This window comes from Paraburkholderia sp. EG304, assembly GCF_046543485.1.
GTDB classification, from domain to species: domain Bacteria; phylum Pseudomonadota; class Gammaproteobacteria; order Burkholderiales; family Burkholderiaceae; genus Paraburkholderia; species Paraburkholderia youngii.
In genome coordinates, this window is record NZ_JBKGUA010000029.1 from 27,027 (window position 1) to 52,047 (window position 25,021).

Annotated in this window: 26 protein-coding genes and 1 pseudogene; 10 read left to right on the plus strand and 17 right to left on the minus strand. The window is 63.5% G+C overall.

Going from position 1 to position 25,021, the window contains the following annotated elements; genetic code table 11:
* Position 1: 1 nt before the first annotated feature.
* Complete coding sequence (locus ACLFKU_RS28110; protein WP_026228832.1) at positions 2 to 376, minus strand: hypothetical protein; 375 nt, start codon at positions 374 to 376, stop codon at positions 2 to 4.
* Between the two features lie 208 nt (positions 377 to 584).
* Entirely contained in the window at positions 585 to 1,199 is a 615-nt protein-coding gene (locus tag ACLFKU_RS28115) for a TetR/AcrR family transcriptional regulator (RefSeq protein WP_410851242.1), read from the minus strand.
* A gap of 84 nt (positions 1,200 to 1,283) precedes the next feature.
* On the opposite strand from ACLFKU_RS28115, the gene ACLFKU_RS28120 reads away from it, so the two are divergent.
* Complete coding sequence (locus ACLFKU_RS28120) at positions 1,284 to 2,414, plus strand: MBL fold metallo-hydrolase (RefSeq protein WP_410851243.1); 1,131 nt, start codon at positions 1,284 to 1,286, stop codon at positions 2,412 to 2,414.
* A gap of 11 nt (positions 2,415 to 2,425) precedes the next feature.
* On the opposite strand, the gene ACLFKU_RS28125 is transcribed toward ACLFKU_RS28120, so the two are convergent.
* The gene (locus tag ACLFKU_RS28125; RefSeq protein WP_026228833.1) at positions 2,426 to 3,277 is read right to left on the minus strand and encodes a LysR substrate-binding domain-containing protein; all 852 of its coding nucleotides are present in this window, start codon (positions 3,275 to 3,277) and stop codon (positions 2,426 to 2,428) included.
* 108 nt (positions 3,278 to 3,385) lie between these two features.
* Between ACLFKU_RS28125 and ACLFKU_RS28130 the strand changes: the two genes are divergently transcribed.
* Positions 3,386 to 4,249, plus strand: coding sequence for an alpha/beta fold hydrolase (locus ACLFKU_RS28130; RefSeq protein ID WP_410851244.1), 864 nt, complete (start codon positions 3,386 to 3,388; stop codon positions 4,247 to 4,249).
* A 23-nt stretch (positions 4,250 to 4,272) separates the two neighbouring features.
* On the opposite strand, the gene ACLFKU_RS28135 is transcribed toward ACLFKU_RS28130, so the two are convergent.
* The 6 genes from ACLFKU_RS28135 to ACLFKU_RS28160 all read right to left on the minus strand — a co-directional run bounded on the left by ACLFKU_RS28135 (position 4,273) and on the right by ACLFKU_RS28160 (position 10,372).
* The gene (locus tag ACLFKU_RS28135; protein ID WP_368581271.1) at positions 4,273 to 4,980 is read right to left on the minus strand and encodes an ABC transporter ATP-binding protein; all 708 of its coding nucleotides are present in this window, start codon (positions 4,978 to 4,980) and stop codon (positions 4,273 to 4,275) included.
* Positions 4,973 to 5,737 carry an ABC transporter ATP-binding protein gene (locus ACLFKU_RS28140; protein ID WP_368581272.1) on the minus strand — a complete coding sequence of 255 codons (765 nt, stop codon included), beginning with the start codon at positions 5,735 to 5,737 and terminating at the stop codon, positions 4,973 to 4,975. The genes ACLFKU_RS28135 and ACLFKU_RS28140 overlap by 8 nt, the downstream gene beginning before the upstream one ends.
* Positions 5,734 to 6,723, minus strand: a complete 990-nt coding sequence (locus ACLFKU_RS28145) for a branched-chain amino acid ABC transporter permease (RefSeq protein WP_410851291.1) — start codon at positions 6,721 to 6,723, stop codon at positions 5,734 to 5,736. Before ACLFKU_RS28145 ends, ACLFKU_RS28140 begins: the two co-directional genes overlap by 4 nt.
* A gap of 20 nt (positions 6,724 to 6,743) precedes the next feature.
* The gene (locus tag ACLFKU_RS28150) at positions 6,744 to 7,604 is read right to left on the minus strand and encodes a branched-chain amino acid ABC transporter permease (RefSeq protein ID WP_176111280.1); all 861 of its coding nucleotides are present in this window, start codon (positions 7,602 to 7,604) and stop codon (positions 6,744 to 6,746) included.
* A gap of 96 nt (positions 7,605 to 7,700) precedes the next feature.
* On the minus strand, positions 7,701 to 8,876 hold the full coding sequence (locus tag ACLFKU_RS28155) for an ABC transporter substrate-binding protein (protein ID WP_410851245.1): 1,176 nt from the start codon (positions 8,874 to 8,876) through the stop codon (positions 7,701 to 7,703).
* A 788-nt stretch (positions 8,877 to 9,664) separates the two neighbouring features.
* Entirely contained in the window at positions 9,665 to 10,372 is a 708-nt protein-coding gene (locus ACLFKU_RS28160) for a FadR/GntR family transcriptional regulator (protein ID WP_410851246.1), read from the minus strand.
* A gap of 131 nt (positions 10,373 to 10,503) precedes the next feature.
* Between ACLFKU_RS28160 and ACLFKU_RS28165 the strand changes: the two genes are divergently transcribed.
* The 7 genes from ACLFKU_RS28165 to ACLFKU_RS28195 all read left to right on the plus strand — a co-directional run bounded on the left by ACLFKU_RS28165 (position 10,504) and on the right by ACLFKU_RS28195 (position 18,266).
* Positions 10,504 to 11,382, plus strand: a complete 879-nt coding sequence (locus ACLFKU_RS28165; protein WP_410851247.1) for a fumarylacetoacetate hydrolase family protein — start codon at positions 10,504 to 10,506, stop codon at positions 11,380 to 11,382.
* 2 nt (positions 11,383 to 11,384) lie between these two features.
* A complete protein-coding gene (locus ACLFKU_RS28170; RefSeq protein ID WP_410851248.1) occupies positions 11,385 to 12,170 on the plus strand; it encodes an alpha/beta fold hydrolase in 786 nt (261 codons plus the stop codon).
* Positions 12,171 to 12,319: 149 nt separating this feature from the next.
* Positions 12,320 to 13,657 (plus strand): amidohydrolase family protein, encoded by a 1,338-nt coding sequence (locus ACLFKU_RS28175; RefSeq protein WP_410851249.1) that lies wholly within the window; start codon positions 12,320 to 12,322, stop codon positions 13,655 to 13,657.
* An 88-nt stretch (positions 13,658 to 13,745) separates the two neighbouring features.
* Positions 13,746 to 14,765: an ABC transporter substrate-binding protein gene (locus ACLFKU_RS28180; RefSeq protein WP_410851250.1), complete on the plus strand. Its 1,020-nt coding sequence runs from the start codon at positions 13,746 to 13,748 to the stop codon at positions 14,763 to 14,765.
* Between the two features lie 8 nt (positions 14,766 to 14,773).
* Complete coding sequence (locus ACLFKU_RS28185) at positions 14,774 to 16,300, plus strand: sugar ABC transporter ATP-binding protein (RefSeq protein ID WP_410851251.1); 1,527 nt, start codon at positions 14,774 to 14,776, stop codon at positions 16,298 to 16,300.
* On the plus strand, positions 16,297 to 17,307 hold the full coding sequence (locus ACLFKU_RS28190) for an ABC transporter permease (protein WP_410851252.1): 1,011 nt from the start codon (positions 16,297 to 16,299) through the stop codon (positions 17,305 to 17,307). Before ACLFKU_RS28185 ends, ACLFKU_RS28190 begins: the two co-directional genes overlap by 4 nt.
* 2 nt (positions 17,308 to 17,309) lie before the next feature.
* Entirely contained in the window at positions 17,310 to 18,266 is a 957-nt protein-coding gene (locus ACLFKU_RS28195; RefSeq protein WP_410851253.1) for an ABC transporter permease, read from the plus strand.
* A gap of 108 nt (positions 18,267 to 18,374) precedes the next feature.
* Here the strand turns inward: ACLFKU_RS28195 and ACLFKU_RS28200 are convergent.
* Positions 18,375 to 18,664: pseudogene (locus ACLFKU_RS28200) on the minus strand (methyl-accepting chemotaxis protein); the annotation flags it as partial.
* Between the two features lie 230 nt (positions 18,665 to 18,894).
* Here ACLFKU_RS28200 and ACLFKU_RS28205 point away from each other — a divergent pair.
* Positions 18,895 to 19,266, plus strand: a complete 372-nt coding sequence (locus ACLFKU_RS28205; RefSeq protein WP_410851254.1) for a DUF3022 domain-containing protein — start codon at positions 18,895 to 18,897, stop codon at positions 19,264 to 19,266.
* 43 nt (positions 19,267 to 19,309) lie between these two features.
* On the opposite strand, the gene ACLFKU_RS28210 is transcribed toward ACLFKU_RS28205, so the two are convergent.
* From ACLFKU_RS28210 to ACLFKU_RS28240, 7 genes are all read right to left on the minus strand, one after another.
* Complete coding sequence (locus ACLFKU_RS28210; protein ID WP_368581283.1) at positions 19,310 to 19,564, minus strand: hypothetical protein; 255 nt, start codon at positions 19,562 to 19,564, stop codon at positions 19,310 to 19,312.
* Positions 19,565 to 19,748: 184 nt separating this feature from the next.
* Positions 19,749 to 20,015 carry a hypothetical protein gene (locus ACLFKU_RS28215; protein WP_176111277.1) on the minus strand — a complete coding sequence of 89 codons (267 nt, stop codon included), beginning with the start codon at positions 20,013 to 20,015 and terminating at the stop codon, positions 19,749 to 19,751.
* A gap of 306 nt (positions 20,016 to 20,321) precedes the next feature.
* On the minus strand, positions 20,322 to 21,065 hold the full coding sequence (gene phbB / locus ACLFKU_RS28220) for an acetoacetyl-CoA reductase (protein ID WP_368581284.1): 744 nt from the start codon (positions 21,063 to 21,065) through the stop codon (positions 20,322 to 20,324).
* Positions 21,066 to 21,285: 220 nt separating this feature from the next.
* Complete coding sequence (locus ACLFKU_RS28225) at positions 21,286 to 21,441, minus strand: hypothetical protein (RefSeq protein WP_410851255.1); 156 nt, start codon at positions 21,439 to 21,441, stop codon at positions 21,286 to 21,288.
* A gap of 886 nt (positions 21,442 to 22,327) precedes the next feature.
* The gene (locus tag ACLFKU_RS28230) at positions 22,328 to 23,167 is read right to left on the minus strand and encodes a phosphatidylinositol-specific phospholipase C (protein WP_410851256.1); all 840 of its coding nucleotides are present in this window, start codon (positions 23,165 to 23,167) and stop codon (positions 22,328 to 22,330) included.
* Positions 23,168 to 23,269: 102 nt separating this feature from the next.
* Positions 23,270 to 24,121, minus strand: coding sequence for a carbohydrate ABC transporter permease (locus ACLFKU_RS28235; protein ID WP_410851257.1), 852 nt, complete (start codon positions 24,119 to 24,121; stop codon positions 23,270 to 23,272).
* Entirely contained in the window at positions 24,121 to 24,990 is an 870-nt protein-coding gene (locus tag ACLFKU_RS28240) for a carbohydrate ABC transporter permease (protein ID WP_410851258.1), read from the minus strand. Before ACLFKU_RS28240 ends, ACLFKU_RS28235 begins: the two co-directional genes overlap by 1 nt.
* Between the last annotated feature and the right edge of the window lie 31 nt (positions 24,991 to 25,021).

The following is a 25,021-nucleotide window of genomic DNA, read 5'->3' on the forward strand; positions in this document are numbered from 1 at the left end:
GTCAGCTCCCCGCACGTAGCGGCTGGATCGACACGCTGTACGTCTGGTTCGCGCCGGTCGTCAGATTTTCGAGTGCGGGTTTGAGTCCCTGTTGCGGCACGCCCCGCCAGATCGCCTCGTTGATGTACTTGAAGTCCTGGCCCAGCGCCGTCACGCGGATCACCGTGGGCCGCTTCTGCGCGGCGGCGAGCGCGCCTGCCTTGGCGAGCACCGTAGCCAGTTGCGGATCGCGCGCGCCGAGTGCATCGGCGGGAATGTCGAACTTCATGATCACGTTCGACACCGCAGGTTTCTCGGCTTGAGCCGTAGTGGGCTGCTGCACTTGTGCGCAGCCTGTCATGAACATTACGGCAAGTAAGAGCACAACGCGCGTCACATCGGGTCTCCAAAGTTTCGAGGCGATGTACGCGTTTTCGGCTTCTGAAGCTGAGACTTGATACCTCAAAGCAAACGTTTGCGAAAAAGAAAGACTTCACTCCCCCGGTGCTGCTTCACGGAAGGCCGCTGCGCGCACCGCCGCCTTCGAGCAAAGAACTTCTTGCCTCGGCGCGGGAGCCAAAGCGAACGCGACCCGGCAAACCCACTCACGCATAACGCGCGAGAAACATATCCGCCGCTGCCTCCGCGATGCGCTTCTGCTCGCCGGCATCGAGCGGCACTTGACCCATCGCCACTTGCGGCCAGAAGGCAAAGGCCTTCACGAGCCCCTGCAACTGCAGTGCGGCGAAGACGGGGTCCCCGGTCTTGATGCGGCCGTCCGCGGCAGCCGCCCGGACCCACGCGGTCAGATCTTCCTCACGCTCCCCCATGCGAGCGACCATATCGCGCGCGCGCTCCGGCGAATGGATGCCAGCCGCGATCGCCACCCGTGCCAGCGACAAAAAGGATTCGTCGTGAAGCAGCCTCAGCTTGCGCTCCAGCAGATCGAGCAACTGCGCGCGCAACGGTTGATCGGCGCGGTAGTTGGGCGCATCGCCGTCGTGGCTCGCGTCCCGTAGCTGCTGGAGAATCGCCGCGAAAAGCGCTTCCTTGCTCGGGAAATGGTTATAGACCGTGCGCTTCGAAACGCTCGCGCGGGCGGCGATGCGGTCCATGCTGGTTGCGTCGTATCCGGCGGCGAGGAATTCGTCGATCGCGGCGGTGACGATCGCGACGCGCTTTCGGTCAGTCAGACGTTGGGGGCGGGCAGGGGATTCCATCCGTCAATTTTACACTGGTCAGTTTACTTTTCTCGGAAATAAACTACACTGCCGGGTGTACATTTTCTTCGGAAGGTCAACTTCATGACGTCGCTTCCCGCCTATCTCCGCCGAATGCTCGGCGTGAACGCCGTGCAACGCAGCCGCGCGAAGTTCAGCCTGTCGCCGCAGCATGACGGCGAGCGCTTTCGCAACGTCAAGCCGCGTCCGGCGGAAAGCCTGCGCAAAACGCTCGGGCTCGCATGGACGGTGCTGTTCAACAAGCCGCGCGGCACCGTGCCGGCCGACGCGTTGCCCGTCGAAACGCTGACACGCGCGCAACTCGATGCGGCTCCGGACCGAAGCCTCTACCGGCTCGGTCACTCGACGATGCTGCTGAAGTTGCGCGGCAAGTTCTGGCTGACCGATCCCGTATTCGCCGAGAGAGCGTCGCCGTTCCGCAATCTCGGTCCGAAGCGCTTTCATGCGCCGCCGATCTCGCTCGACGATTTGCCGCCGCTGCACGGCGTGATCCTGTCGCACGATCACTACGACCATCTGGACCGCGAGACCGTCCTGATCCTGGCGCAACGTACCGAGGTGTTCTTGACGCCGCTCGGGGTCGGCGACCGGCTCATCGAATGGGGTATCGACGCGGCGAAGGTCCGGCAGTTCGACTGGTGGCAGGGCACGGTGGTCGAAGGCATCGAGTTCACCGCGACACCCGCACAGCACTTCTCCGGGCGCAGCCTGTTCGATGGCAACCGTACGTTGTGGGCGTCGTGGGTGATCGTCGATAACGACCTGCGCGTGTTCTTCAGCGGCGATACCGGTTACTTCGATGGATTCAGCGCGATCGGCGAGCGCCTCGGACCATTCGACGTCACCTTGATCGAGACCGGCGCGTACGACGCGATGTGGCCATACGTCCATATGCAGCCTGAAGAAACCGTGCAGGCGCATATCGACCTGCGCGGCCGCTGGCTCGTGCCGATTCACAACGGCACCTTCGACCTCGCGATGCATCGCTGGCAGGAACCGTTCGAGAGGGTGACCGGGCTGGCGCTCGCGCGCGGCGTCGCGCTGTCGACACCGCGCATGGGCGAGCGCCTCGATCTGATTGCGGTGCATCGCGGTGAACGCTGGTGGCGCAAGGTGGCGGAAACGGTCGCTGCGCCGAAGGCTGCGTGGCGGATGTGTGCGTCGTGCCGAGCCGGCGCGGAGGAGTCTTCCTGAAGTCTTCCGGGTTAATTCTTCAGGTCGGCGAGAATCCGTTCCGCGAGAAAATCGCACACGGGCCGCTTCGAAGCCGCGCTTCGCGCCAGCACGACTTCGAGCGTGCCGATTTCCGGCAGGCCATTCGCGGCCCCCAGCAGCGAGAAGTGAGCCGGTACCGCGCACTTGGCCAAAGGGGTCACCGCGAGGCCGGCCTCGGCCATCGTCAGCAGACCCAGCAGGCTCGGACTCTCATACGACGTGCGATACGTGATGCGCGCGCGCTCCAGGCTCCGGATGGCTTTCTCTCGCGCGACGCTGCCCGGCAAAAACACGGCGATGGGCAAGGGCCTTTCGCGCCAGATCTCGGTCGCGCCCGGGGCGGCGGCCCACACCATCGGTTCGTGACGCAGGAACTCGCCGTGCAATCCTTTCACGCGCGTCGCGCAGACGAGATCGACCGTGCCGTCCTTCAACATCGGCTCTAGAGCGACGCTCGGCAGGCCCACCACCTGAATCTCCACCTTCGGATAGGTCGCCGAAAACTTCTTGAGGATCGGCGGGAACAGTGACGTCGCATAGTCGTCCGGCACGCCGATCACCACGCGCCCGGTCACGTCGGGCCGAACCACCGCTGCCCACGCTTCATCGCGCAGCGCGATCATCCGTCGTGCGTAGGTCAACAGCATTTCGCCGTCCTGCGTCGGCACTACGCTGCGAGGCTTGCGCACGAACAGCGCCTTGCCGAGCGCGGTCTCGAGCGTCTTGATCTGCATGCTCACCGCCGATTGCGAGCGGTGCACGACCTGCGCCGCGCGACTGATCGTGCCGGCGTCCGCGACCGCGATGATCATCGACAGCACGTCCAGATCGAGCGCTTTCATTTCCGTTGCCATGAGGATTCGTATCAGAAAAGTAGATCGATTCCATCAATATTATGCGATTTTCTTTTGCCAGAACACCATCGATAGTGTCGCCAAAGGAGCCCTTTGATGAATGCACGTACCAGCCCATCGATTCTGGCCTCAGCCGATGGCGCGTCCGCGCCGTCGTTCGTGACCACCGCATCGAGTGTTGCCATACCGTATGTCGAATCCGGGAGCGGCGAGCCGATGGTGTTCGTGCACGGCTCGCTTTGCGACTATCGCTACTGGGACGCCCAGATGGCCTCGCTGTCTGGCCGGTTTCGCTGCTTCGCGCCGAGCTTGAGCCATTACTGGCCCGAGATCGATGCGTTTGGACACGGCGACTTCAGCTGGGAGGCGCACGTCGAGGAAATGGCCGGATTCATCACGGCGCTCGACCTGGCGCCCGTTCATCTGGTCGGTCACTCGCGGGGCGGGTGCGTGGCTTTCCATCTCGCGCGCGCCTATCCGCGCCTCGTGAAAGCGCTGACGCTAGCCGATCCCGGCGGCCCGCTGCAAACCGAACCGCGGGGGCAGCCCGCGTTCATGCCGCCGGCGACCAACGTGTTGCGCGCCCGGGTCGCGGAACTGATCGAACGGGGCGAGTACGACGCCGGCTTGTCGATGTTCGTCGACTCCGTGAGCATGCCGGGGTACTGGAACAAAAGCCCGGAGAGCTTTCGTCGCATGGCGCTCGACAACGCGCTCACGCTGCCGAAGCAGTTGCTCGATCCGCTTCCGGCCTATACGCCGGATGCCGCGCGCGATATCAAGTGCCGTACGTTGTTGATCGACGGCCAAAAGAGTCCCCGCATGTTCCGCAATACGGTCGACAAGCTCGAACAGTGGATCGAGTTTGCCGAACGCGAAACGATCGACGGTGCGTCGCATGGGATGAATGTCGCGAGACCGGATGCGTTCAACCGGGCGGTCACGACTTTCGCCGCGTAGCCCGGCCACGCAAAGCGCACAGTTCAGTGTTGAGACACGGCCAGCAAGGTATCGATCTTGTGATCCTGGGCCAGCAGCTCGGCCGCGGTGCTCGAATGAATCACCGAGCCGCGCTCCAGCACCACGGCGTTGTGCGTGATGCTCAGCGCCTTGCGCGCATTCTGCTCGACCAGGATCACCGACAGGCCTTCGTCGCGGATGATCTCCGAGAGGATGCGCATCAAGTCCTGCACGATGATCGGCGCGAGCCCTTCGAGCGGTTCGTCGAGCAGCAGGACCCTGGGATTGAGCATCAGCGCGCGACCGATGGCCAGCATCTGCTGCTCGCCGCCGGAAAGCTGGTTGCCCATATTGGCGCGGCGCTCCTCCAGGCGCGGAAACATCCTGTAGATGCGCGCCAGGTCCCAAGGACCGGGCACGGCGATCGCGGTCAGGTTCTCTTCTACCGTCAACGACTTGAAGATGTTGCGCTCCTGCGGCACCCAGCCGATGCCTGCCAGCGCGCGCTGGTGCGGCTTGAATCCGGTGACGTCCTTGCCATTGAGCCAGATCCGCCCGCTAAACCGACGCGTGTGACCGACGATGCTGTTGATCAGCGTGGTTTTACCCGTGCCGTTGCGGCCAAGCAGCGCGAGTGCCTGGCCTTGATCCAAGGCCAGATCGATACCTGTCAGGATTTTGGCTTCGCCGTAGCCCGCTACGATTCCTTCCAGCTTCAGCAATTCAGACATATTCACCTCCAACCAGCTCCTCGCCCAGATACACGGCCTTCACGCGAGGATCGCGGGCGATCTCCGCGCATGCGCCCTCGGTGAGCAGACCGCCGCTCACCAGCACAGAGATGCGGTTGGCGAAGCTGAACACGAGGTCCATGTCGTGCTCGATCAGCAGAATGGTCACGTCGTCGGGCAACGCGGCGACCGTATTGAGAATCTCGCGGCGTTCGCCGTCGGGAACACCGGCCACTGGCTCGTCCAGCAGCAGCACGCGCGGCTTTGCCGCCAGCGCCAGCGCGATTTCGAGCAGGCGCTGCTTGCCGTAGGGCAGCACGCGCGTTTCGCGACTCATCACGTCGAGCAACTTGCATTGTTCGAGCAGCGAAGCGACCTCGTCCATGATTTCGCCGCGCTGACCGAGCGCGCGCCAGAAGCGCGCGCCCAGACCGTCGCGCTCGGAGATCGCGACAGACAGCGATTCGGCTGGCGTCATGTGCTTGAACAGCTGGTTGATCTGGAACGTGCGCACGAGCCCGGCGCGAGCCCGCTTGTGCACGGACAGCGACGTGATGTCGTGGCCTTCCAGCTCGATGCGGCCCGAAGTCGGCGACAGCACGCCCGTCAGCTGATTGATCAGCGTCGTCTTGCCGGCGCCGTTGGGGCCGATCAGCGCCTGGCGAGCGCCTTTCTCGACCGCGATCGACACGTCATTGGTGGCGACGAGGCCGCCGAAGCGCTTGATCAGATTGAATGTTTGCAGTGCGATCGTCATGCTTTGCTCCCGCTGCGACGGAACCACGTCCACGGACGCACGAGCCGCTCGTGACCGACGATCACGATGATCACCAGCAGCAAGCCGATCCAGAACTGCCAGTATTGCGGCGTGATGTCCGCCAGCCGGTCCTGCATGAACCTGAATACGACCGCGCCGATGATGCCGCCATACAGATAACCCGCGCCGCCGATCATCAGCATCAGCAGCACGTCGGCCGAGCGGTGGAAGTCGAGCACGTCGAGCGACGCGAAGCCGGTGGTCTGCGCGAGCAGGGCGCCGGCCACGCCCGCGTAGGCCGCGCTCAACGTGTAGACGGCGGTGCGGCGCAGGTTGACCGGCACGCCCATTGCCGCCGCGCGAAGCGGATTCTGGCGGATCACCTGCAGCGACATGCCGAACGGCGACTTGACCACCGCGCGGCCGATCACGAACAGCACGAACAGCGTGACGATCGAATACGTGTAGGCCACCTTGCCGAACAGATCGAACTCGATGTGACCGAACAGCGGCACCATCGGCACGCCCGTCATGCCGTCGGCCCCGCCGGTGAGCCAGCCGAGCTTGTTGGCCAGTTCGTGCAGGATCGAGGCCACGCCGAGCGTCACCATCAGACGCGTGAGGTCCGAACCGCGCATCACCAGCACACTGGTGACGAGGCCCGCCAGCGCCGCGACCCCGCACGAGAGCAGCATGCCCAGCAGCGGATCGACGTTGAAGTACTTGGCCAGCAACGCAGCCGAATAAGCGCCGAGACCGAAAAAGGCCGCATGGCCCAGCGACACGATGCCGGTATAGCCGAGGATCAGGTCCAGCGATACCGCGAACAACGCGAGGATCGCCATCTCGTTGAGCAGCAGGAAGTTATTCAGCGGCATCATGCAGACGCCCAGAGCCACGATCCAGAAGATGATTTCCACCGGGCGCCAGCGCGACCACTGCCTGCCGATGCTGCGGACTTCGGGCACGATCGTCGATGTGCCCATTTCGCTAGAAGTTGCCGACTTCATTTGCCCCCCGCCCTGACGAATAGACCCTGTGGTCGCCACATCAGGGTGATGATCATGACGCCGTAGATGATGAATGCCCCCAGATCGGGGATGTAGTACTTGCCCGCCACGTCCGCGATGCCGAGCAGCAGCGAAGCCAGCAGCGGACCGGTCAGCGAGGTCGTGCCGCCCACCGCGACCACGACCAGGAAATAAATCATGAACTTGAGCGGAAAGATCGGATCGAGGCCGAGCATGTTCGCGCCCAGCGCGCCGCCGAGGCCGGCGAGGCCCGAGCCGAACGCGAAGGTGGTCAGAAACACGAAGTTGATGTTGATGCCGAGGCCGCTCGCCGCGCGCGGATCATCCACCGATGCGCGCAGGCGGCTGCCGAAGCGGGTTTTGGTCAGGATCAGCTGCAGCGCGACGACGAGGACGACGCAGACCAGGATCACGAACAGCCGGTAGTAACCGATGCCGATGCCGGCGAACACCGTGCGGCCCTGCAGCCATTGCGGCAGGTTCAGGAACTGCTGGGTCGAGCCCATGAAGTAGTCGACCGTCGCGATGGCCATGAAGGTCAGGCCGATCGTAAACAACACCTGGTTGAGTTCGGACTGCCCGTACACGCGCTTATAAAGCGTGCGTTCGAGAATGCCGCCAAGCACCGCGGACGCGACGAACGCAATCGGCAATGCGCACAGGAAGGGGATGCCCAGGCGCGACATCGCGAGCACGGTGGCATAACCGCCCACCATGGCGAAGGCGCCGTGAGCCAGATTGACGAAGTTCATCAATCCCAGCGTGATGGCCAGGCCGCTCGCCAGCACGAACAGAAGCATGCCGTAGGCAATGCCGTCGAAGAGAATGGTTAGCATGAGTTTTTACCGCCGAAACGCCGCGCCCCTGGCAGTGCGAGGGGCGCGACGGGCAAATCGAATCATCCGGAGACGGCCTGTCTCGCTTTTGCGAGCTTATTTGATCTTGGCCGGATCCTTGACGGCGTCTACCTTGTCGAACGACACGTTGAACAGCTGGCCATTCACGCGTTCCGTCCGGGTGATGTACACGTTCTGGACCATTTCACGGGTCTGCGGATCGAGTTCCACCGGGCCGCGCGGGCTGACCCATTTCTGCCCCTTCATGGCTGCCAGCAGCTTGTCGCCGTTGGTGTCGCCCTTGGTGGCTTGCAGCGCGGCGTAGATCAGGTGCATGCCGTCATAGGCGCCGACGCTGTGGAAGTTCGGGCGCATGCCGGGGTTGGCTTTTTCGAAGGCGGCCACGTAGGCGCGGTTCTCGGGATTGTCGAGAGCGGCCGAGTAGTGCATCGACGTCACCGCGCCCAGCGCCACGTCACCCATGGCGTTCAGGATGTCGTCATCCACCACGTCGCCGGTACCGATCAGTTTGATGCCCTGCTTGCTCAGGCCGCGCTCGGCGAACTGCTTCATGAACGCGGCGCCGGCACCCGACGGCACGAAGATGAACAGCGCGTCAGGCTTCAGGTCGGCGACCTTCTGCAGGAACGGCGAAAAGTCCGGATTGGCGACCGGCACGCGCAATTGCTCGACGACGCTGCCGCCTTCCGATTCGAAGACCTTCTTGAAGGAGTTCTGCGCGTCGATGCCGGGACCGTAGTCGGCCACCAGCGTGACCACCTTCTTGATGCCGTTCTTCGGCGCCCAACGCGCGATGCCCAACGTGTTCTGCGGCAGCGTGAAGCCCGAGCGCACGATGTAGGGCGATTGCTCGGTGATCATCGCGGTGGCCGCGTTCATTACGATCATCGGCACCTTCGCCTGGGTCGCGAGCGGCGCGGCGGCGAGCGCGAGCGGCGTGAGGCCGAAGCCGGCCAGCACCGACACGTGATCCTTCACGATCAGCTCCTGTGCGAGGCGTTTGGTCGTATCCGGAACGTTGGTGTCGTCCTTCAGGATGACCTGAATTTTCTTGCCCGCGACCGTGTCGCCATGCTGGGCCATATACAGCTTGACCGCCGCGTCGACCTGACGACCCGTGGACGCGAACGGACCGCTCATCGGCACGATGAGCCCGATCTTGACCACATCGTCCGCATGGGCGACCACGCTCGAACCTGCCAGCACGAGTGCGGCGGCGGCCATAAGCAAAGTGCGCTTTTTGTTTTGCATTCGATTTCCTTGCTAACGAACCACGTAAACAACGTTGAAAATCGGACCCCTTGTTCATTGCTGCGAGAGCGCTGTGAGCGGGGTCCGGCGTAACGGTTTGCACACCCGGAGCCGAGGGATTGATTGATCGGTTGGGAGTAGCGGCGGTCATGAAATGCGGCAGTGAGCCTGCCAGTGGCTAATGACCGGACGGTGTCTTGTCGTGGGGCGTGGGCACGGCATGGACATGGCCGTGAGGGGATAGGCGTAGGCGCCCCTGGACCGGCGCTCGGGCGCGTGGGCCAGATAATGCGTTGACGTCAATCAGCTTGCATCCGAACATCTTTTGTCCCCTCTACGGCGGCCTCCCGGTTGTGGCCCGCTCGGCTGCGAACCCGTCCGGCCATGCCGGCGGTGCAGGTATCTGTTCGCTTCTGCGTGCGCTTTTCGACTCGCCGATGTGACGGTCGCCCCGGCGCCGCAGAAGACGTTACGCGCCGGCAGCTGCTTGAAGTTGTTGGCCTGCCGCGCGCACCCAGCACGATAAGCACGCGCGCCAAGGGTTGAAAGAGCGGGTTAACCACATACGCATGGTTCCGCATGAATCGCGCATTGCCCGGTCCGTGCGCGGGCGGCGGCGATCTGCGTCGCGCGGAAGCTCGCCCCGGTAGGGCTCGACGAACGTCGCGGGTGAGGCATCCAGGTTGGGTCTGGCGTGGTCTCGCATCGCGTCTGATAAACAGATTCGATACCCCCGGAAGGAAATCGCAACCCTTGAATGCGTGCCGCCGCAAGTGTTCGTAAAGCTGTCAACGTCCGAACAGGTTTTCCCTGATTTGCCGCAGGTGGCCGGTCAATAGCTCGCAAGCCATCTCGGCATCGCGATCGCGAAGCGCATCCACGATCGCGCGATGCTGCGCCTCATATTGACTGCGCCGCTCGGGCGTCAGCGACAGGCGCTTCAGACGTCCCCACTCGCCCTGTTCGCGCACCTCGTTGGTCAATTCGAGCACGCGCAGAAAGAAGGTGTTGTGCGTGGCGACCGCCAACGCGCGATGCAGTTCGCCGTCCCAGTGCTCGAACTCCTCGATGGTTTGCGCCGCCTCGGAACGCTCGATGCAGTCGCTCATCTGCGCGAAGTCGGCCGCCGTCGCATATCGGACGATGAGCCCGGGCATCAGCGGCTCGATCAAAAGCCGCGCTTCCATCAGTTCGGCTGGGCTCGTCTGCACGGCGTGCGGCTTCGCCTCGGGTAGCGGCGGCGCCGGCACGCTTGCGCCAGGCAGCACGAACGTGCCGCTGCCGACCGTCTGCCGGATCAGCCCACGCTCTTTCAAATCGGCGAGGACTCGCCGGACGGCGCCACGTGAAGCGCCGAACTCCTCGCTAAGTTCGCGTTCGGGCGGCAGGCGCACGCCTTCGGCGAAGCGTCCGCTGCGAATCGCTTCCTCCAGATAGCTGGCGAGCTCCCGTGCTCCCTTCGCCCTGACCGTCAGCCTTGTGTCGACGTCACTCATACCCAGTCCCGCTGCGCATTCAAACAAGAACCAATTGGTTCTGATTTTTGGTTAACCCTGGTTCTTTTTGTCCAGATTTGGTCCTACAGTGGTTCCAGATTGACCCACCAGACCTAGATTAAAGGCCCACCATGAAATTAGCAACTTTGCGCCACGACGGGGCGAGGGCGGTCGCCCTTGTCGACCCCGAAGCCGGAGTTTATTGGCCGGTATCGCAGCTCTGCGACGGCTTTGCCGGCGACATGGTCCAATTGGTACAACAATTCGCCGACCTGCGCGAGTCGCTGTGCCCGCGCGGCGAAGGGCGCCCGCTCGCGTCGGCGACGCTCCTCGCGCCGATCGACCAGCCGCGCCGCAACCTGTTCTGTGTCGGCAAGAACTATCACGACCACGCCGAAGAGTTCAGCAGGTCCGGTTTCGACAAGAGCGCGCAGGCAGGCGAGCACATACCTGAAGCACCGGTCGTTTTCACGAAGCCCGCATCGACGATCATCGCGACTGGCGAGCGCATTCCGCGCCATGCCGACGTGACGCGACAGATGGACTACGAAGTCGAGATCGGTGTCGTCATCGGCAAGGCAGGTCGCGCGATCTCGAAGGCGAAGGCGCTCGATCACGTGTTCGGCTACACGATCATCAACGACGTCACCGCGCGCGATCTGCAAAAGCTGCATCGTCAGTGGTTCATCGGCAAGTCGCTCGACGGCTTCTGCCCGATGGGCCCGTATCTCGTGACGGCCGACGAACTGGACGCGTCGAACATCGACGTGCGTTGCTGGGTCAACGGTGAGTTGCGTCAGGAATCGAACTCGAAGCTGCTGATCTTCGATATCCCGACGATCATCGCGACGTTGTCGGCCGGCATGGAACTGCAGCCCGGCGACGTCATTGCGACGGGCACGCCGGCGGGTGTCGGCATCGGTTTCAATCCCCCGAAATTTCTGCAAAGCGGCGATGTCGTGCGCATGGAGATTCCGCGCATCGGCGTCCTTGAAAACGAGGTGGCGTAAACATGGCAACGACGCAAGTGCAAGGCATCTTCATCGAGATCGAAGGCGACGGCGCGCCGGTCGTGTGCATCCACGGTCTCGGCGGTTCCTCGAACAACTGGACGCCGGTGCTGCCGGCGTTCGAAGGCAGGAAGGTCATCCGCATCGATCTGCCTGGCAGCGCGCGTTCGCCGTTGCCCGCGCAGAAGCTGTCGATCGATTCCTACGTGAACACGATCGCCTCCGTGCTGCGCGAGCTGCAGGTGAATAACGCGGACATCGTCGCGCATTCGATGGGCACCATCGTCGCGCAGCATCTGGCGGTCAGGCATCCCGAGCTGGTTAAAAGCCTCGCGCTGTTCGGGCCGCTCGTCGCTCCGCCCGACGCCGCGCGCGACGGCATGCGCCAGCGCGCGCGCATCGCGCGCGAAAAGGGCGTGGCGGGCCTGCAGGAAATCGCCGATGCGATCGTCAAAGGCGCCACCAGCGACGAAACCAGGTCGCAGCGGCCCGTGACGCTCGCGCTCGTGCGCGAAAGCGTGATGCGTCAATCGCCCGAAGGTTACGCGCAAAGCTGCGAGGCATTGGCTGGCGCGCAGGCGGCGGAGATCGAACACATCCATGTGCCGACGCTGCTCGTGACAGGCGACCAGGACGGCGTTGGCAAACCCGATGCGGTGAAGGCGATGGGCGAGCGTATTGCGGGCGCGAAAGTCGTCGTGCTGAGCGGCTGTGGTCACTGGACCACATTCGAAAAACCCGTCGAAACGACGGCGGAGTTGAAGCGCTTCTATCAAGGGGCTCGGTGACGCATTGAACAGGTGGGCGCCGCGTCGATCAGAATAGCCGCGCAGAACGGCGATCGACGGGCCCCCGAGCGGGAAACAGGCACAGTAAGGCAGTAACCAACCGGCGGCGGACGCCCGCGCGCGTTCGGCCCCACGTGGAGGAGACAGACATGAGTTCGATCTTGTTTACCAACGTATCGGTTTTCGATGGTAGCGGTGCTCAGCCCTTCAGAGGTCAGGTGCTGGTGGACGGGCAGCGCATCGTCCGCGTCGCTCGCGACGAAGAGCCGATCAACGCGCCCCAGGCACAGCGTATCGACGGCCGTGGCGCATTCCTGATGCCGGGCATGACCGAAGCGCACACGCATTTCTCGTGGAACGACCAGCCGTCGCTGTCAGCGATCCAGTTCATGCCGCCCGAGGAGCACATGCTGTGGTGCGTGCGCGTCGCGAAGCGTTATCTGCAAATGGGCTGGACCTCGGCACTGGGCGCGGCCGCCGCCAAGCCGCGGCTCGATGTCGTGCTCCGCAACGCGGTCAACGCCGGCGAATTTCCGGGACCGCGCTATCTGGCGGGCAGCCAGGAAATCACCATTCTCGGCGGCCTCGCGGACAACACGCTGCCGCACATGCCGTTCAAGGAACTGAACTTCGGCGCGGTCGTGAGCGGGCCGGAAGAAATGCGCGCGACCACGCGCATGTTCGTCAAGTACGGTGTCGATCATCTGAAGATCAATCTGTCGGGCGAGTACATCGCGGGCATTTCGGCGGAATCGTCGCCGTTTTCCGAGGAAGAGATCGCGATGCTCGCTGCCGAGGCGAAACGCGCCGGCAAGCGCGTGGCCGCGCATGCGCGTTCGAGCGAATCGGTCAAGCAATGCGTGCGGCACGGGCTCGAACTGATCTTCCATGCGAGCTTCGCCGACGAGGAAGCCCTCGACATGCTCGAAGCAAACAAGGAAAAGCACTTCGTCGCGCCGGGCATCGGCTGGCTGATCAGCACGCTGTATCACGCGGAGAAGTGGGGCATCACCGAGGAACTGGCGACGAAGATGGGCTACAAGCGCGAGCTCGAAACCGCCGCGGTGACGCTGCAGAAGATGCATAAGCGCGGCATCCGCATTCTGCCGGGCGGCGACTACGGCTTTGCGTGGATGCCGCACGGCACGAACGCGCGCGACCTTCAATACTTCGTCGACTACATCGGCATGACGCCGATGGAGGTGCTGATCTCGGCCACGCGCTACGGCGGCGAGCTGATGATGATGCCCGACGAGCTTGGCCAGATTCGCGAGGGCTATCTTGCCGACATCATTCTGGTGGACGGTGATCCGCTCGCGGACCTCACCGTGCTGCAGGACCCGAGCAAGATCACGCTGGTGATGAAGGATGGCGACATCTTCAAGAGCACGCACGACGCGCTGCCGCCGCGCGGCGAACTTCATGTAGGCGCGGCGTTGCCGGCCGATCCCGGTGTCGGGACGGCGGCATCCGCGCCTGTGCACTGAAACCGCATCTCCCACCAGAAGATGCGCGGAGCCGGCCGCACGCTGCGGCTGGCGCCTTCGCGCGCACCAAACATCAGGAGACGACGACATGAAACCGCGCACTTTGCTTGCCACCGTGGCGACTAGCCTCGCGTGCGCATCGGCGTTGGCCGCCGCGCCCGATATCGGCCTGTCGAACGGCTATTTCGGCACCGAATGGCGCAACCAGATGATCGACGGCGCCAATCAGCAGTTCCAGACCTACAAAACCAGGGGCCTCGCCGACAAGCTGATCGTGCAGCAATCGGGCGCCAACACTGGTCAGCAGATTCAGGACATGCGCAACATGATTCGCCAGAAGGTGGGCGCGATCATGGTCGACGCGAACTCGGCCACCGCGCTCAACGGCGTGATCTCGGAGGCGCAGCGCAGCAAGATCCCGGTGGTGTCGTTCGACCAGGCGGTGTCCAATCGCTACGCGACGAACGTGACCGTCGATCACTACAAGTGGGGTCAACGCTACGCCGAATGGATCGCGGAGCAACTGCACGGCAAGGGCAATGTCGTGGTGCTCGACGGCATCCCGGGACATCCGGCGGCGGAGGCGCGCAAGAAGGCCGCGCTCGAGACGTTCGCGAAGTATCCGGGCATCAAGGTCGTCTGGTCCGGCTATGGCGAATGGGACGAGGCCAAGGCGCAAGCGGTGATGGCGACGGTGATCGCGGCGCAACCGCAGATCGACGCGGTATTCACCGAAGACGCGATGGCGCTCGGCGTTCTGCGCGCATTCGAGAACGCGAACCGGCGCGTGCCGATCATGACCGGCGAAGCGCAAAAGGGCTTTCTGACGGAATGGAAGAAGCAGCGCGACGCCGGCAATCCGATGAAGGTGTTCGTGCAGGTGAATCCGCCCGATATCAGCCGCACGGCGCTCGGCATCGCGGTACGCCTCGCGCACGGTCGCACGCTCAAGCCGCTGCCCGACAACACCTACTACTTCCCGATCACCAAGACCGTAACCGCCGAGAACCTCGACGCTACGCTTGCTTCGATGAGCGACAAGCCCGACAGCTACTTTCTCGGCCAATGGCTGAGCGAAGCCCAGCTCGACGCGCTGTTCACGCAATAGCGCCGATCATGTCCGTGCTCACCGCGAAGGGACTGGCGAAACGCTATGGCGGCGTGCTCGCGCTCGACGGCGCGAGCCTCACGCTGAACGCCGGCGAAGTGCTGGGGCTGCTCGGCGCCAACGGCTCGGGCAAATCGACGTTGTCGAGCATTCTCGCCGGCGACACGATACCGGACGACGGCACGATCGAAATGATCGGTGCGCCGCTGCGACCCGGCTCGCCGAAGTCGGCGCGCGCGGCGGGAATCGCGATTGCGCATCAGCATCCCGGTCTCGCGCCGGATCTGCCGGTGTGGGAGAACGTGTTTCTTGGCGCGGAGCTGTGCCATACGGGTCGCTTTCTCGATCAGCGGCGCACGCGCGATCGCGCCACGCGGCTGCTGGAGAGCCTGAGACCCGGCTGGGATATCGAAGCGAGCGCAGGCAGCCTCAGCGCCGCCGATCAGCAACTGGTCGAGATCGCGAGGGCGCTTGCGCTCGGGCCGCGCATCCTGATTCTCGACGAACCGACCGCCGCACTCGCCGCCGTTGAAGTCGACAACCTGATGCGCGTCGTGCGTAGCCTGACGGCGCGCGGCACGGCGGTGGTTTTCATTTCGCACCGGATGGCGGAGATCGAAGCGCTGTGCGATCGCGTGATGGTGTTGTGCAACGGCCGCGCGGTCGGCGCGCTAGCGGTGCGCGGGCAACTCGACGAAGCGCGTGTGCTCGAACTGATGGGCGGCGCGGCTGCCACGCATATCCATGACGGCAAGCGGAGACGTGGCGGTGATCCGGCGGACACGGAAAGAACCGTCGCGCTCGGCGTCACCGATCTGCGCGCCGGCGCGCGGCTGCGCGGCGTCAGCTTCGAACTGGAACGCGGAGAGATTCTTGGCATCGCGGGACTGCAAGGCCATGGCCAGGAAGAACTGCTCGACGCGCTCGCGGGCTTTCGCGTGCCAGACGGCGGCGAGGTGAGGCTCGACGGACGAGCTGGAGCGAGGACGATCATGCCGCGTTCGCCGCGTCAGATGATCGCCGCGGGCGTGTGCCTCGTGCCCAACGACCGGCATCGGCAGGGCCTGTGGCTCGATCACCCGGTCGAATTCAATCTGGCGCAGGTCAGCGTGAACTTCGCGGCGAGCCCGTGGCGGCTGCGTCGCGCGCCGATCCGCCGGTTCGTCGACGACGTGGTCGCGCGACTGCGCATCAAGACGTCCGACGTGCGCCAGCCGGTGCGGGATCTGTCGGGCGGCAATCAGCAGAAAGTGGTGATCGGGCGCTGGCTGAACCGGCAGGTCGACGTGCTGCTGCTCAGCGATCCGACCAAGGGCGTCGATGTGATCGCCCGCAGGGAAATCTACGAGACGATCGGTGCATTCGCGCAAGCGGGGACGGCCGTGCTCGTCTATGCATCGGATACCGAAGAATTGCTCGCGGTGTGCGACCGCCTGATCGTCATGTACGAAGGTCGGATCATCGCGCAGCTGGAAGGTGATGAGATGAATGAATCCCGCGTGACGAGCGCGCTGTTCGGCCGGAGCGCGGCATGAAGGCGCAACTGGGAGACGGACTTGCCGACACTGGCGGCTGGTCGCCAGGCAAACGGATCGGCGCGGCGCTGAGGATATCCTGCGCGCGTGCCGCCAGTGCGCTGCCCGCGCTCGTCATGCTGCTCGCGGTCGTGATCGCGAATGCATGGCTGCAGCCGGACTTTCTCACCGCCGATTCGCTCGCGAGCAACATGCAGAACGCCGCGCCGGTGGTCCTGATCTGCATGGCGCAGGCGGTCGTCGTGCTGATGGGAGAGCTGGATCTGTCGATGGGCGCGGGAATCTCGTTGGTCAACTGCGTGCTCGCGGCCGCGCCCGGTCTGATGGGGTGGGGCCTCGGCGCAACCTGTGTCGCCGCGCTGGCCGCTGCGCTGCTTGCCGGTGCGTGCAACGGTCTGCTGGTCGGCTATGCGAAGCAAAGCGCGCTGATCGCGACGTTCGCGACCGGCGCCGTCTGGTTTGGCTGTGCTCTGCTGCTGATCCCGCAGCCGGGCGGCGCGGTGCCCGACGCATTGGGCGAATGGTTCGCGGCGCGTATCTCGGTGATTCCGCTCGCGGCGCTGCCGGTGCTCGCCGCGATCGCGCTGTGGGCGGTCCTGCAGCGGCATCGCTTCGGACGGCGACTGATCGCGACCGGCAGCCACGCCGATGCGATGTTCAAGGCCGGCATCGATGTCCGGCTCGTCAAACTGCTCGGCTATCTGCTCGCGTGGCTCTTCGTGTTTGCGGCGGCGCTCTGCCTGAGCGCGCAAACCGCGTCCGGCGATGCGCGTCTGGGATTGCCATACACGCTGAACTCGGTCGCGGCTGTGGTGATCGGCGGTATCTCGCTGGCGGGTGGGCGCGGCACGATGCTCGGCGCCGTCTGCGGCGCGCTCGTGCTCACGCTGATCGGCAACGTCATCTACTTCGCGGGCATCCCGAGCAACTACCAGGAAGTGTTCAAGGGTGCCGTGATCGTGCTTGCGCTCGGCTTCACGTTCGTGGGCGCGAAAAGGAGAGTGTGACGATGAAACCGAATTCGCGCCGCGCCTTTTTGCTGGCGCTCGCCGTGATCGTGCTCATCAGTGGGCAGTTCGCGGTGCCGGGCTTCGCAAGCCTCGGGCAGGTCGCCAATCAGTTGAAGATCGCGACGTTTCTGGGGCTATTCGGCCTCGCGCAGTCGCTCGTGATGATGGCGGGAGAGCGGGGGCTCGATCTGTCGGTAGGCGCGGCCGCGACGTTGGGCGGCATTCTTGGCGCCGCGCTGCTCGGAGCGGCATCGGCCGGATTGCCGGCCGCGTTCGCCGTCGCGACGTTGGCGGGCGCGCTGGTGGGCGCGCTCAATGGTGTCGGCATCACGCTGCTGCGCATTCCGCCGCTCGTGATGACACTGGCGATGGCGAGTGTCGTCGACGGCGCGTTGATCGTCTGGTCGTCGGTCATGCACGTCAATACGGCCGCGAGTCCCGCACTCGCCGCGCTCGCCGGCAGGACGCTCGGCGGCGTGCCGAGCGTCGCGCTGATCTGGCTCGGCGCCGGCGCGTTGATGTGGCGTTTTCTCGACCATTCAGCCTGGGGGCGTCGCCTGATGGCGACCGGCGCGAATCCGGTCGCTGCCGCCATCGCCGGTACGCGCGTGCGCGCGATCCGCATCGCGGTCTATGTCGCGAGCGGCATCATCGCCGCTGTGACGGGCGTGCTGCTCGTCGGCTATGTCGGCCAGGCGTTTCTCGGGCTCGGAACGACCTATGTGCTGCCGAGCGTCGTCGTCGCGGTGATCGGCGGCGTGTCGCTCGCGGGCGGACGGGGCGACTACATCGCGGTCGCGCTCGCCGCTGCACTGCTGACGGTTCTCACGAGTCTGTTGACCGCGCTGCAGATAGGCGAAGCAGGACGCCAATGCATTTTCGGTGCGACGCTGCTCGTCTTTCTGGCGCTCAACGGTTGGTCGTTCAAGGGGGCGATGCGGCGTCGGCATGCATGAGGCGCTTTTCGCACTTTGCGCAGGCCGCGGCATCGCCGCCCGCTGCGTGGTCATACCAGGCCGCGATGGTGACGAGGCGACCGGTGACGCGAAACCGATGCTGGCGTATCAGTCGACGGCGAATACGGCTACCTGTTGCACCGGCGTGCCTGATTGCTGCTGCAGCGAACTCGCCGCGGCGGCCGCCTGCTCTGCCAGCGCGGCATTTTGTTGTGTGACCTTGTCCATCTGCACGATCGCCTGATTGACCTGCTCGATGCCCTGATGGTCAGGCGACGGACCGCGGACACGACTTCGTCGATGGTGCGGCCCGATTCGTCGACCTGAGCTTGACCGGTCTTGACGCGAGCGACCGACTCGTCTATCAGTTCCTTGATCTCCTTGGCCGCGCGATCTGAACCGGCGATATGTGCGCGGCGTCGTCGTTTTGTCGCTGTGTGAAGCGTGCGGATCACTCCTTACCCGCTTGAATATCTGCTGATGGGGCAACGGTACATATTGCCAGTGAGCGGCAACGGGATTACGAGTCCGGCTCCAGTCGAAGCACTGCGCAGACAGCGACAGCCGGACACGGATTTTGCTCGCGTAATGTTCGAGGCCGGGGCCTCGACCACAAGGAGGACTTTCAATGAAAGACATCGATCTGAACCAGCGCATCGAAGAAATCGAACTGGCTCTTTCCACGCTATTCGAGTCACCGAAAGCGCCCGCGATCAGCGGTTACGACGACGGCCGGAACTTCCTCATCCAGGCTTCCTGGGTGATCGAGTCACATGGCGACACGACGCTGGATGCGCGATGCGTGCTGACACTGCACTTTTCGGCTGCGCAGATTCAGCGTTACGCGCGGATGGACACGGCACAACGTGTGCTCGTGCGCGAACGCCTGTGCCGGATGGTCCGCGATCACTTCCCAGCGGAAGGCAAGGAGTTGCCCTTACAGGGAGAGTGCGCCGAAGATCTGCATGTGGAGGATCGGCTGCTGGATGTCGACGATTAGCTCTGAGCGATCGCGGACGACGTACGTCCGCGTCGACGCGTGACTAACACGTCTCCTCGCTCGGGACCGGGGGATGCAGCGACTCGAGCAGCTTCACCAGCCTTGCCTGCTGCTGCGGAGTCAGTCCTTGGGTAGCGCTCACCTGCTGGACGCGCGCGCGCCAGTAGGTCCGGCTGAACAACGAATCGACGCCATCGTGGGACAGGATCCGTTCGAGATGCGAAATCGCATCTCCAGCGGTCAGCGGTGTATAGGGGCTCTCCCTGTCCGGGGGCCCTCTCTTGATTGTTGTTTTCATCCACTTCTCTCAGGTGGTGACCGGCTGGGTCCGGTCGTGTACGTCCGACTTCAATGGGCCCGCTTATGCCATACAACCTTTGCGAGGCCCACGCGCCCGCCAGCTACCTGGCGAGCCAGGCAGCGTGACGCGCGCCGGTCCTCGTAGCGACGCGACCCATCGCAAGCGGCACGGCCCTCGGTGTTCAGCAAAGCTCCGCGGCGGCCACCCACGGCATCGTCTCGAACTTCTTGAGAACGGTGTGCAGCGATCCCGAGAACCTGTCGGCAAACGCGATCGTCATGTCTTCGACATCATGTTTGCGGTTGCTCGTGATCCGTACGTCCTCGATGGCATCGGCGACCGGCATCAATACCTGCCACACTGCGGCGACCCGCATGCCGCCGCGCCTCGTACGAACCGTGATTTGATGGCCTGTGGCCTTTTGTTGTCCGGTGATTTCCGGTGTCATTCTTCAGCCTCTCGATGTATCTGATTTTTTATTGGCGCGCGGTCGATGCACTTACATTCGCCCGCGCGGTTGATGCCACCACTCATGATGATCCAGATGTCGTAGCAGTCTTGCCCTTCTGCGCTCACGGCGATAGTGATCAATCACCATGAGCATTGCGATGCTGAGGGCCGTGCCCCCAATGATCAGGCCCATCCAGGTCTCACTCATGACACGTTCCTCTCTCATGGAAGCACAGGGGTGTTGCCTGAATGGTTCACGCCGATTCGTCCGGTGTTCCGGCACGTACCGGCGCGGTCTGTCGCGTCACTGCATGTGCTGGCCGCCGTTGATCGCGATATTGGAGCCGGTCACGAAGCCGGCATCTTCCGAGCACAGATAGAGCACGAGCGCCGCGACTTCGTCGGGCTTGCCGAGACGTCCCATCGGGATATGCGGCAGGACCTTCGTGTCGAGGATCTCCTGCGGAATCGCGGTGACCATCTTGGTGGCCAGGTAGCCCGGCGAAATGGTGTTGACCGTGACCCCTTTGCGCGCCACTTCCAGCGCCAGTGACTTGGTAAAGCCGTGCATGCCGGCCTTGGCTGCGGCGTAATTGGTCTGGCCGACCGAGCCTTTCGAGCCGTTGACGGACGAGATATTGACGATGCGCCCCCAGCCTCGTGCGACCATCTCTTCGCACAGCGGCTTGGTCATGTTGAAGACCGAGTCGAGGTTGGTGCGGATGACCGCATCCCAATTCACCTTGTCCATCTTCCGGAGGGTCATGTCCTGGGTGATGCCTGCGTTGTTGATCAGGATGTCGACGGGGCCGACTTCCGCCCGAATCTTGTCCGCGCAACGCTGGCATGAGTCGTAATCGGCCACGTCGACCGGGTAGGCGCGAAAGCTTCGGCCCTGAGTTTCCATATCAGCCAACCATTTGTCGGCACCGGTGTTGCTCGGCGAGTGCGTGACTACCACCGCATACCCTGCGTCGTGCAGTTTCGTACTGATCGCTTCTCCGAGGCCGCCCATGCCGCCCGTTACTACTACGGTTCGTTTCGTCATCCTTTCCATCCGTGATCGAAATGTCTGCGAGGATCGTGAATACCCAATGGCCGCCTCGCACAACCCGCCATTGCTTTGCCACAATGCGCTGCCGCCTCCAGCGTCAACGGAGGAACGGCTTCGGCATTGATTGAACTGCGCGGGTTTTTATAGGCTTGTGGTATTGCGCGAATGGAGCTGGTGCATCAGCTAGCGGCGACGTGCCGCGCCGGCGCACTGCTCAAAGGTTCCAGTTGCCCCGAACGGTGCTCCCCGCCTGCCGGTCCAGGCCAGCGAGTTTCTGTGTTCCTTCAAACGCTTCGGTGGCGGGCGAAAAGCACGTCGACGCATTCGTTCTGCAGAATTTCAGCAAAGCTTCGGACGAATGGTCTTTCATTGCTTCTCCTGGATTGAAGTTCGAACCCGCCTGCTCCGGAGACCGTATCCGCAATCAGTATGCGGAATATTGTCGATGAGGATCCGGAGCAAAAGTCTTATTAGTAAGACTAAATAAACACCGAGAAAACAGTTGTGCCGAATTGCATTTTCATGTCGGTATTCATCAGTCGAAATACGACATGCTGTTTTTCCATCGAGTCACAGCCCACCAACTGGCCCGGACTCGCGCCGGTAGGTCGTTCGGCTGCCCCGACGCTTGGATCTCTCTATTTCAACTGTCATCAAATGAGATAACAATCGATTTTAGAGGGTTCATTCTAACTTCAAAATGTTAAATTTTCGGGAAGAAGGGGTAGGTGAATACCCTTATTCGGAAATCGCCGCCATCGCAGATGAGGCCGAGCCAAGTCGATGTTTTGAGCGTCGAAACAACGGACTGGAACAGCCGGCGGCGAGGAGTAGGCTCGTCGACTGAATGGCAGGGCATCCCAAAATGTCAGCAACGGCCGGAATGACACCATCCCGCACCGGGATCAATCATTGCATGGCGTGCAAGAAATGACAATTCCGCCGACGCTTCCTTGCAACGCGGCTGCCGCCCGACCGCGCGAGCGTAAGATGGAGAAGATCGATCGATGCGTTTCGAGGAGGCGTCATGAAGGCGGTGTGCCCGCTGCACGGCCCAACGACCATCGTCGGCACGAACGCGTATGGATTTCCGATCTATGCGTGTTGTCGCGACGACGTTCCCTATGTCACACCGCCGGACGCCTGTACGCGTGAACCGGTGAGGCGCGGAGCAGAATCGAGGCCGCCACCGCGGCAGCCGCGAGCCAAGGAATCACGCTGAGGTTCGCGGGCAACCTCATGCCCGCAGCGATGCGTTATCGGCGCCGGTTGCAATCAATCAACGCATCAACGAGGCGCCAGTCCTGCCAGTCGCAAAAGTCGAGCAGCATGGTGCTGCATCGTTGCGGACCATCGGCGAGTCGCTCGGCAAGCTGCTCGTGAATACCGCGATGCTGTGTATCGCCGCACGCCACGACGACCGGCGGCGCCGCCATCCCCGTGCCGCTGCAAAAGTTGATGACCCAACGCTCGTCGCACAGGCGAGGCGCGAGATCGAGAAGCGAATCGATGGCGCGCCACTTGTAAGCGATCGATGCCGGCACCGGCACGCGAAATTCGTCCTGGATGGTGAACGGCGCCGGCACGTCGTCGATATCGAACGTCGCGTTGTCAGGCCAGGCCGTTAGGTCGATGCCGAGCGGCTTTGCACTCGCGAAGCGCCGCAGTAGCACGATGCCTCCGCGCACCGCGTCCAGTAGCGGCAGTTCGGAAGCAAGGTGCCAGCGCACCTCCGCGTGCCGCTCCACATACCATTCGAAGGTCGCGGCGAACGCACGGGTGCAGTCGAGCGCGGGCCATTCGTCCTTGACCGACATGACGATCGATTCCCCCGGATGGCGCGCGAGAAACCGAGCACATGTACGTATCACATCATCGAAACTCAGACCCAGCGAGATGCCGCCATGATGAATCGCAAAGCGATCGCGCTGATGACGGCAGCGGATGTCGAGAACCCGCACGCCATGGCGCAACTGATCGTCGAGCGTGGCATGTTGCGTGCGCGCGAGCCGGTCATCGACCGTGTAGGCGCAGGTGTCATGGCTGCCTGGCAAGGTCAGTGCGGACAGCAAGCGGCTGCCATCGATCGCCGACATCCAGTCAGCGGGCGAAACGGACGGACAGGTCACGGCAGGGCGCAAGAAGACCTCTGGATAAGCAAAGCGTCGGCTGCAATGTCGACGCGAAGTTGGAGCCCGTTACTTCAAGCCGCCCGAAAAGCCCTGCAGCAGATAGCGCTGCACATAGCCCGCGAGCACAAGCGTCGGCACCGACGAAATCAGCCCCGCGCTCATCAGTTCGCCCCAGTCGATGCCGTTCTCGGTCACATAACCCGCCATGGTGAGCGGCAGGGTGAAGTGACTCGGCGACGAGACGAACAAAAGCGCCAGCAGAAACTCGTTCCACGCGATGATGAACACGAAGATCGCGGTGGCAACGAGACCCGGCGCGCACAGCGGCACGACGATGAAGACGATGCGCTGCGCGAGGTTCGCGCCATCGAGCGCCGCGGCCTCCTCGAATTCGATCGGCACGTCGCGCACGAACGGCAGCAACATCCAGATCGCCATCGGCAACGCGTACAGCTGATAGGCGAGTACCAGCCCAAACAGCGAATCGAGCAGATGGAGCCACTTGGCCAGCGAAAACAGCGGTACGGCCACGGTGATCGGCGGCATCAGCTTCAGTGCCAGCACGAGCATCAGGAACAGCAGATCAAGTCGCACCGGAAACGCCAGTCGCGCGAGCGCATAGGCGGACGGAAAAGCCAGCGCGAGTGCGAGCAACGTGGCGCCCACCGCGACCCACACGGAGTTCAGCACCGACTGGGCCATGCCGCTTTCCCACACCGCCGCGACATGCTCGAACGTGGGCGCCGAAGGCCACAACGCAAGCGGATGGGCGAGACGTTCCAGCGTCGGCGTGAAGGCCGCGCCAGCCATCCATATGCACGGCAGCAGCAACACCGCCAGCGCAACGAGCCGCAACAGTCCTCGCACCGCGGCACCGGACGAGCGTCGCGCGAAACCCTGCAAGCGGGCGAGCGGCATCAACGCTCGCGCTTGACTGCCGATTTCCATATGTATCCCGAGACCAGCACCGCGCACGTGAGCAGCATCAATACCGAAGCCGCGCTGGCGGGTCCAACGTTGAAGAAGCGGAAACCCGTGTCGTAGATGTACGTTGACAGCGTCTGCGTGGCATTGCCCGGACCGCCGCCCGTCAACGCGTAGACCTTGTCGAACAGCTTGAAGGTATCGATCGAGCGCAGCAGCATCGCGAGTGCGACGTGCGGTGCAACGAGCGGCAGCGTGATGTAGCGCAGGCACTGCCATTCGTTCGCGCCGTCGGTGCGTGCCGCCTCGGCGATTTCAGGCGGAATCGACTGTAGCCCCGCGAGAATGATCAGGAATGCCATCGGCGTCCATTGCCAGACATCGACCAGCATCAGCGACCAAAGCGCGAGGTGCGGATCGGATAGCCAAGGCACCGCCGGCAGATCTATCGCCTTGAGCAGCGCATTCAGAAAGCCTCGGTAGTTGAGCCAGTTGCGCCAGATCGCGGAGCACACGAGCGTCGAGAGCATCATCGGCAGCACGGCGAGCGGCAACGCGATGCGCCGGCCCGCAAACGCGCGGACGAATAGCAGCGCGAGCGCAAGTCCGAACAGCACTTCAGCGAGCGAGGCCACGATCATGAACTGGATCGTATTGACGAAGCTCGTGCCGAACTCACCGTCGGCAATGACCGATCGATAGTTGACGAGCCCGATGAACGAGCGACGCCCCGACGCGTAATCCACCGAGAAAAACGAATCGATCAGCACGCGCGCGACCGGGTAGAGCGCCAGCGCGCCGAGCACGACCGCGGCCGGGCTCATCAGGACGAGCAGCGGCAGATAAGGTCGCAAGCGGCTCATCGATCGGTTTCCACGCTTGCCTGCGCTGTCA

What these genes read in the sequence shown, in the direction of transcription:
- ACLFKU_RS28165 (WP_410851247.1), top strand. Translation starts at nt 10,504, where the DNA reads ATGAAATTAGCAACTTTGCGCCACGACGGGGCGAGGGCGGTCGCCCTT.
- ACLFKU_RS28195 (WP_410851253.1), top strand. Translation starts at nt 17,310, where the DNA reads ATGAAACCGAATTCGCGCCGCGCCTTTTTGCTGGCGCTCGCCGTGATC.
- ACLFKU_RS28155 (WP_410851245.1), bottom strand. Translation starts at nt 8,876, where the DNA reads ATGCAAAACAAAAAGCGCACTTTGCTTATGGCCGCCGCCGCACTCGTG.
- ACLFKU_RS28240 (WP_410851258.1), bottom strand. Translation starts at nt 24,990, where the DNA reads ATGAGCCGCTTGCGACCTTATCTGCCGCTGCTCGTCCTGATGAGCCCG.
- ACLFKU_RS28230 (WP_410851256.1), bottom strand. Translation starts at nt 23,167, where the DNA reads ATGTCGGCGATCGATGGCAGCCGCTTGCTGTCCGCACTGACCTTGCCA.
- ACLFKU_RS28190 (WP_410851252.1), top strand. Translation starts at nt 16,297, where the DNA reads ATGAAGGCGCAACTGGGAGACGGACTTGCCGACACTGGCGGCTGGTCG.
- ACLFKU_RS28170 (WP_410851248.1), top strand. Translation starts at nt 11,385, where the DNA reads ATGGCAACGACGCAAGTGCAAGGCATCTTCATCGAGATCGAAGGCGAC.
- ACLFKU_RS28135 (WP_368581271.1), bottom strand. Translation starts at nt 4,980, where the DNA reads ATGTCTGAATTGCTGAAGCTGGAAGGAATCGTAGCGGGCTACGGCGAA.
- ACLFKU_RS28125 (WP_026228833.1), bottom strand. Translation starts at nt 3,277, where the DNA reads ATGAAAGCGCTCGATCTGGACGTGCTGTCGATGATCATCGCGGTCGCG.
- ACLFKU_RS28225 (WP_410851255.1), bottom strand. Translation starts at nt 21,441, where the DNA reads ATGAAAGACCATTCGTCCGAAGCTTTGCTGAAATTCTGCAGAACGAAT.
- ACLFKU_RS28175 (WP_410851249.1), top strand. Translation starts at nt 12,320, where the DNA reads ATGAGTTCGATCTTGTTTACCAACGTATCGGTTTTCGATGGTAGCGGT.
- ACLFKU_RS28150 (WP_176111280.1), bottom strand. Translation starts at nt 7,604, where the DNA reads ATGCTAACCATTCTCTTCGACGGCATTGCCTACGGCATGCTTCTGTTC.
- ACLFKU_RS28145 (WP_410851291.1), bottom strand. Translation starts at nt 6,723, where the DNA reads ATGGGCACATCGACGATCGTGCCCGAAGTCCGCAGCATCGGCAGGCAG.
- ACLFKU_RS28160 (WP_410851246.1), bottom strand. Translation starts at nt 10,372, where the DNA reads ATGAGTGACGTCGACACAAGGCTGACGGTCAGGGCGAAGGGAGCACGG.
- ACLFKU_RS28140 (WP_368581272.1), bottom strand. Translation starts at nt 5,737, where the DNA reads ATGACGATCGCACTGCAAACATTCAATCTGATCAAGCGCTTCGGCGGC.
- ACLFKU_RS28130 (WP_410851244.1), top strand. Translation starts at nt 3,386, where the DNA reads ATGAATGCACGTACCAGCCCATCGATTCTGGCCTCAGCCGATGGCGCG.
- ACLFKU_RS28180 (WP_410851250.1), top strand. Translation starts at nt 13,746, where the DNA reads ATGAAACCGCGCACTTTGCTTGCCACCGTGGCGACTAGCCTCGCGTGC.
- ACLFKU_RS28120 (WP_410851243.1), top strand. Translation starts at nt 1,284, where the DNA reads ATGACGTCGCTTCCCGCCTATCTCCGCCGAATGCTCGGCGTGAACGCC.
- ACLFKU_RS28185 (WP_410851251.1), top strand. Translation starts at nt 14,774, where the DNA reads ATGTCCGTGCTCACCGCGAAGGGACTGGCGAAACGCTATGGCGGCGTG.
- ACLFKU_RS28205 (WP_410851254.1), top strand. Translation starts at nt 18,895, where the DNA reads ATGAAAGACATCGATCTGAACCAGCGCATCGAAGAAATCGAACTGGCT.
- ACLFKU_RS28210 (WP_368581283.1), bottom strand. Translation starts at nt 19,564, where the DNA reads ATGAAAACAACAATCAAGAGAGGGCCCCCGGACAGGGAGAGCCCCTAT.
- ACLFKU_RS28115 (WP_410851242.1), bottom strand. Translation starts at nt 1,199, where the DNA reads ATGGAATCCCCTGCCCGCCCCCAACGTCTGACTGACCGAAAGCGCGTC.
- ACLFKU_RS28235 (WP_410851257.1), bottom strand. Translation starts at nt 24,121, where the DNA reads ATGCCGCTCGCCCGCTTGCAGGGTTTCGCGCGACGCTCGTCCGGTGCC.
- phbB (WP_368581284.1), bottom strand. Translation starts at nt 21,065, where the DNA reads ATGACGAAACGAACCGTAGTAGTAACGGGCGGCATGGGCGGCCTCGGA.
- ACLFKU_RS28215 (WP_176111277.1), bottom strand. Translation starts at nt 20,015, where the DNA reads ATGACACCGGAAATCACCGGACAACAAAAGGCCACAGGCCATCAAATC.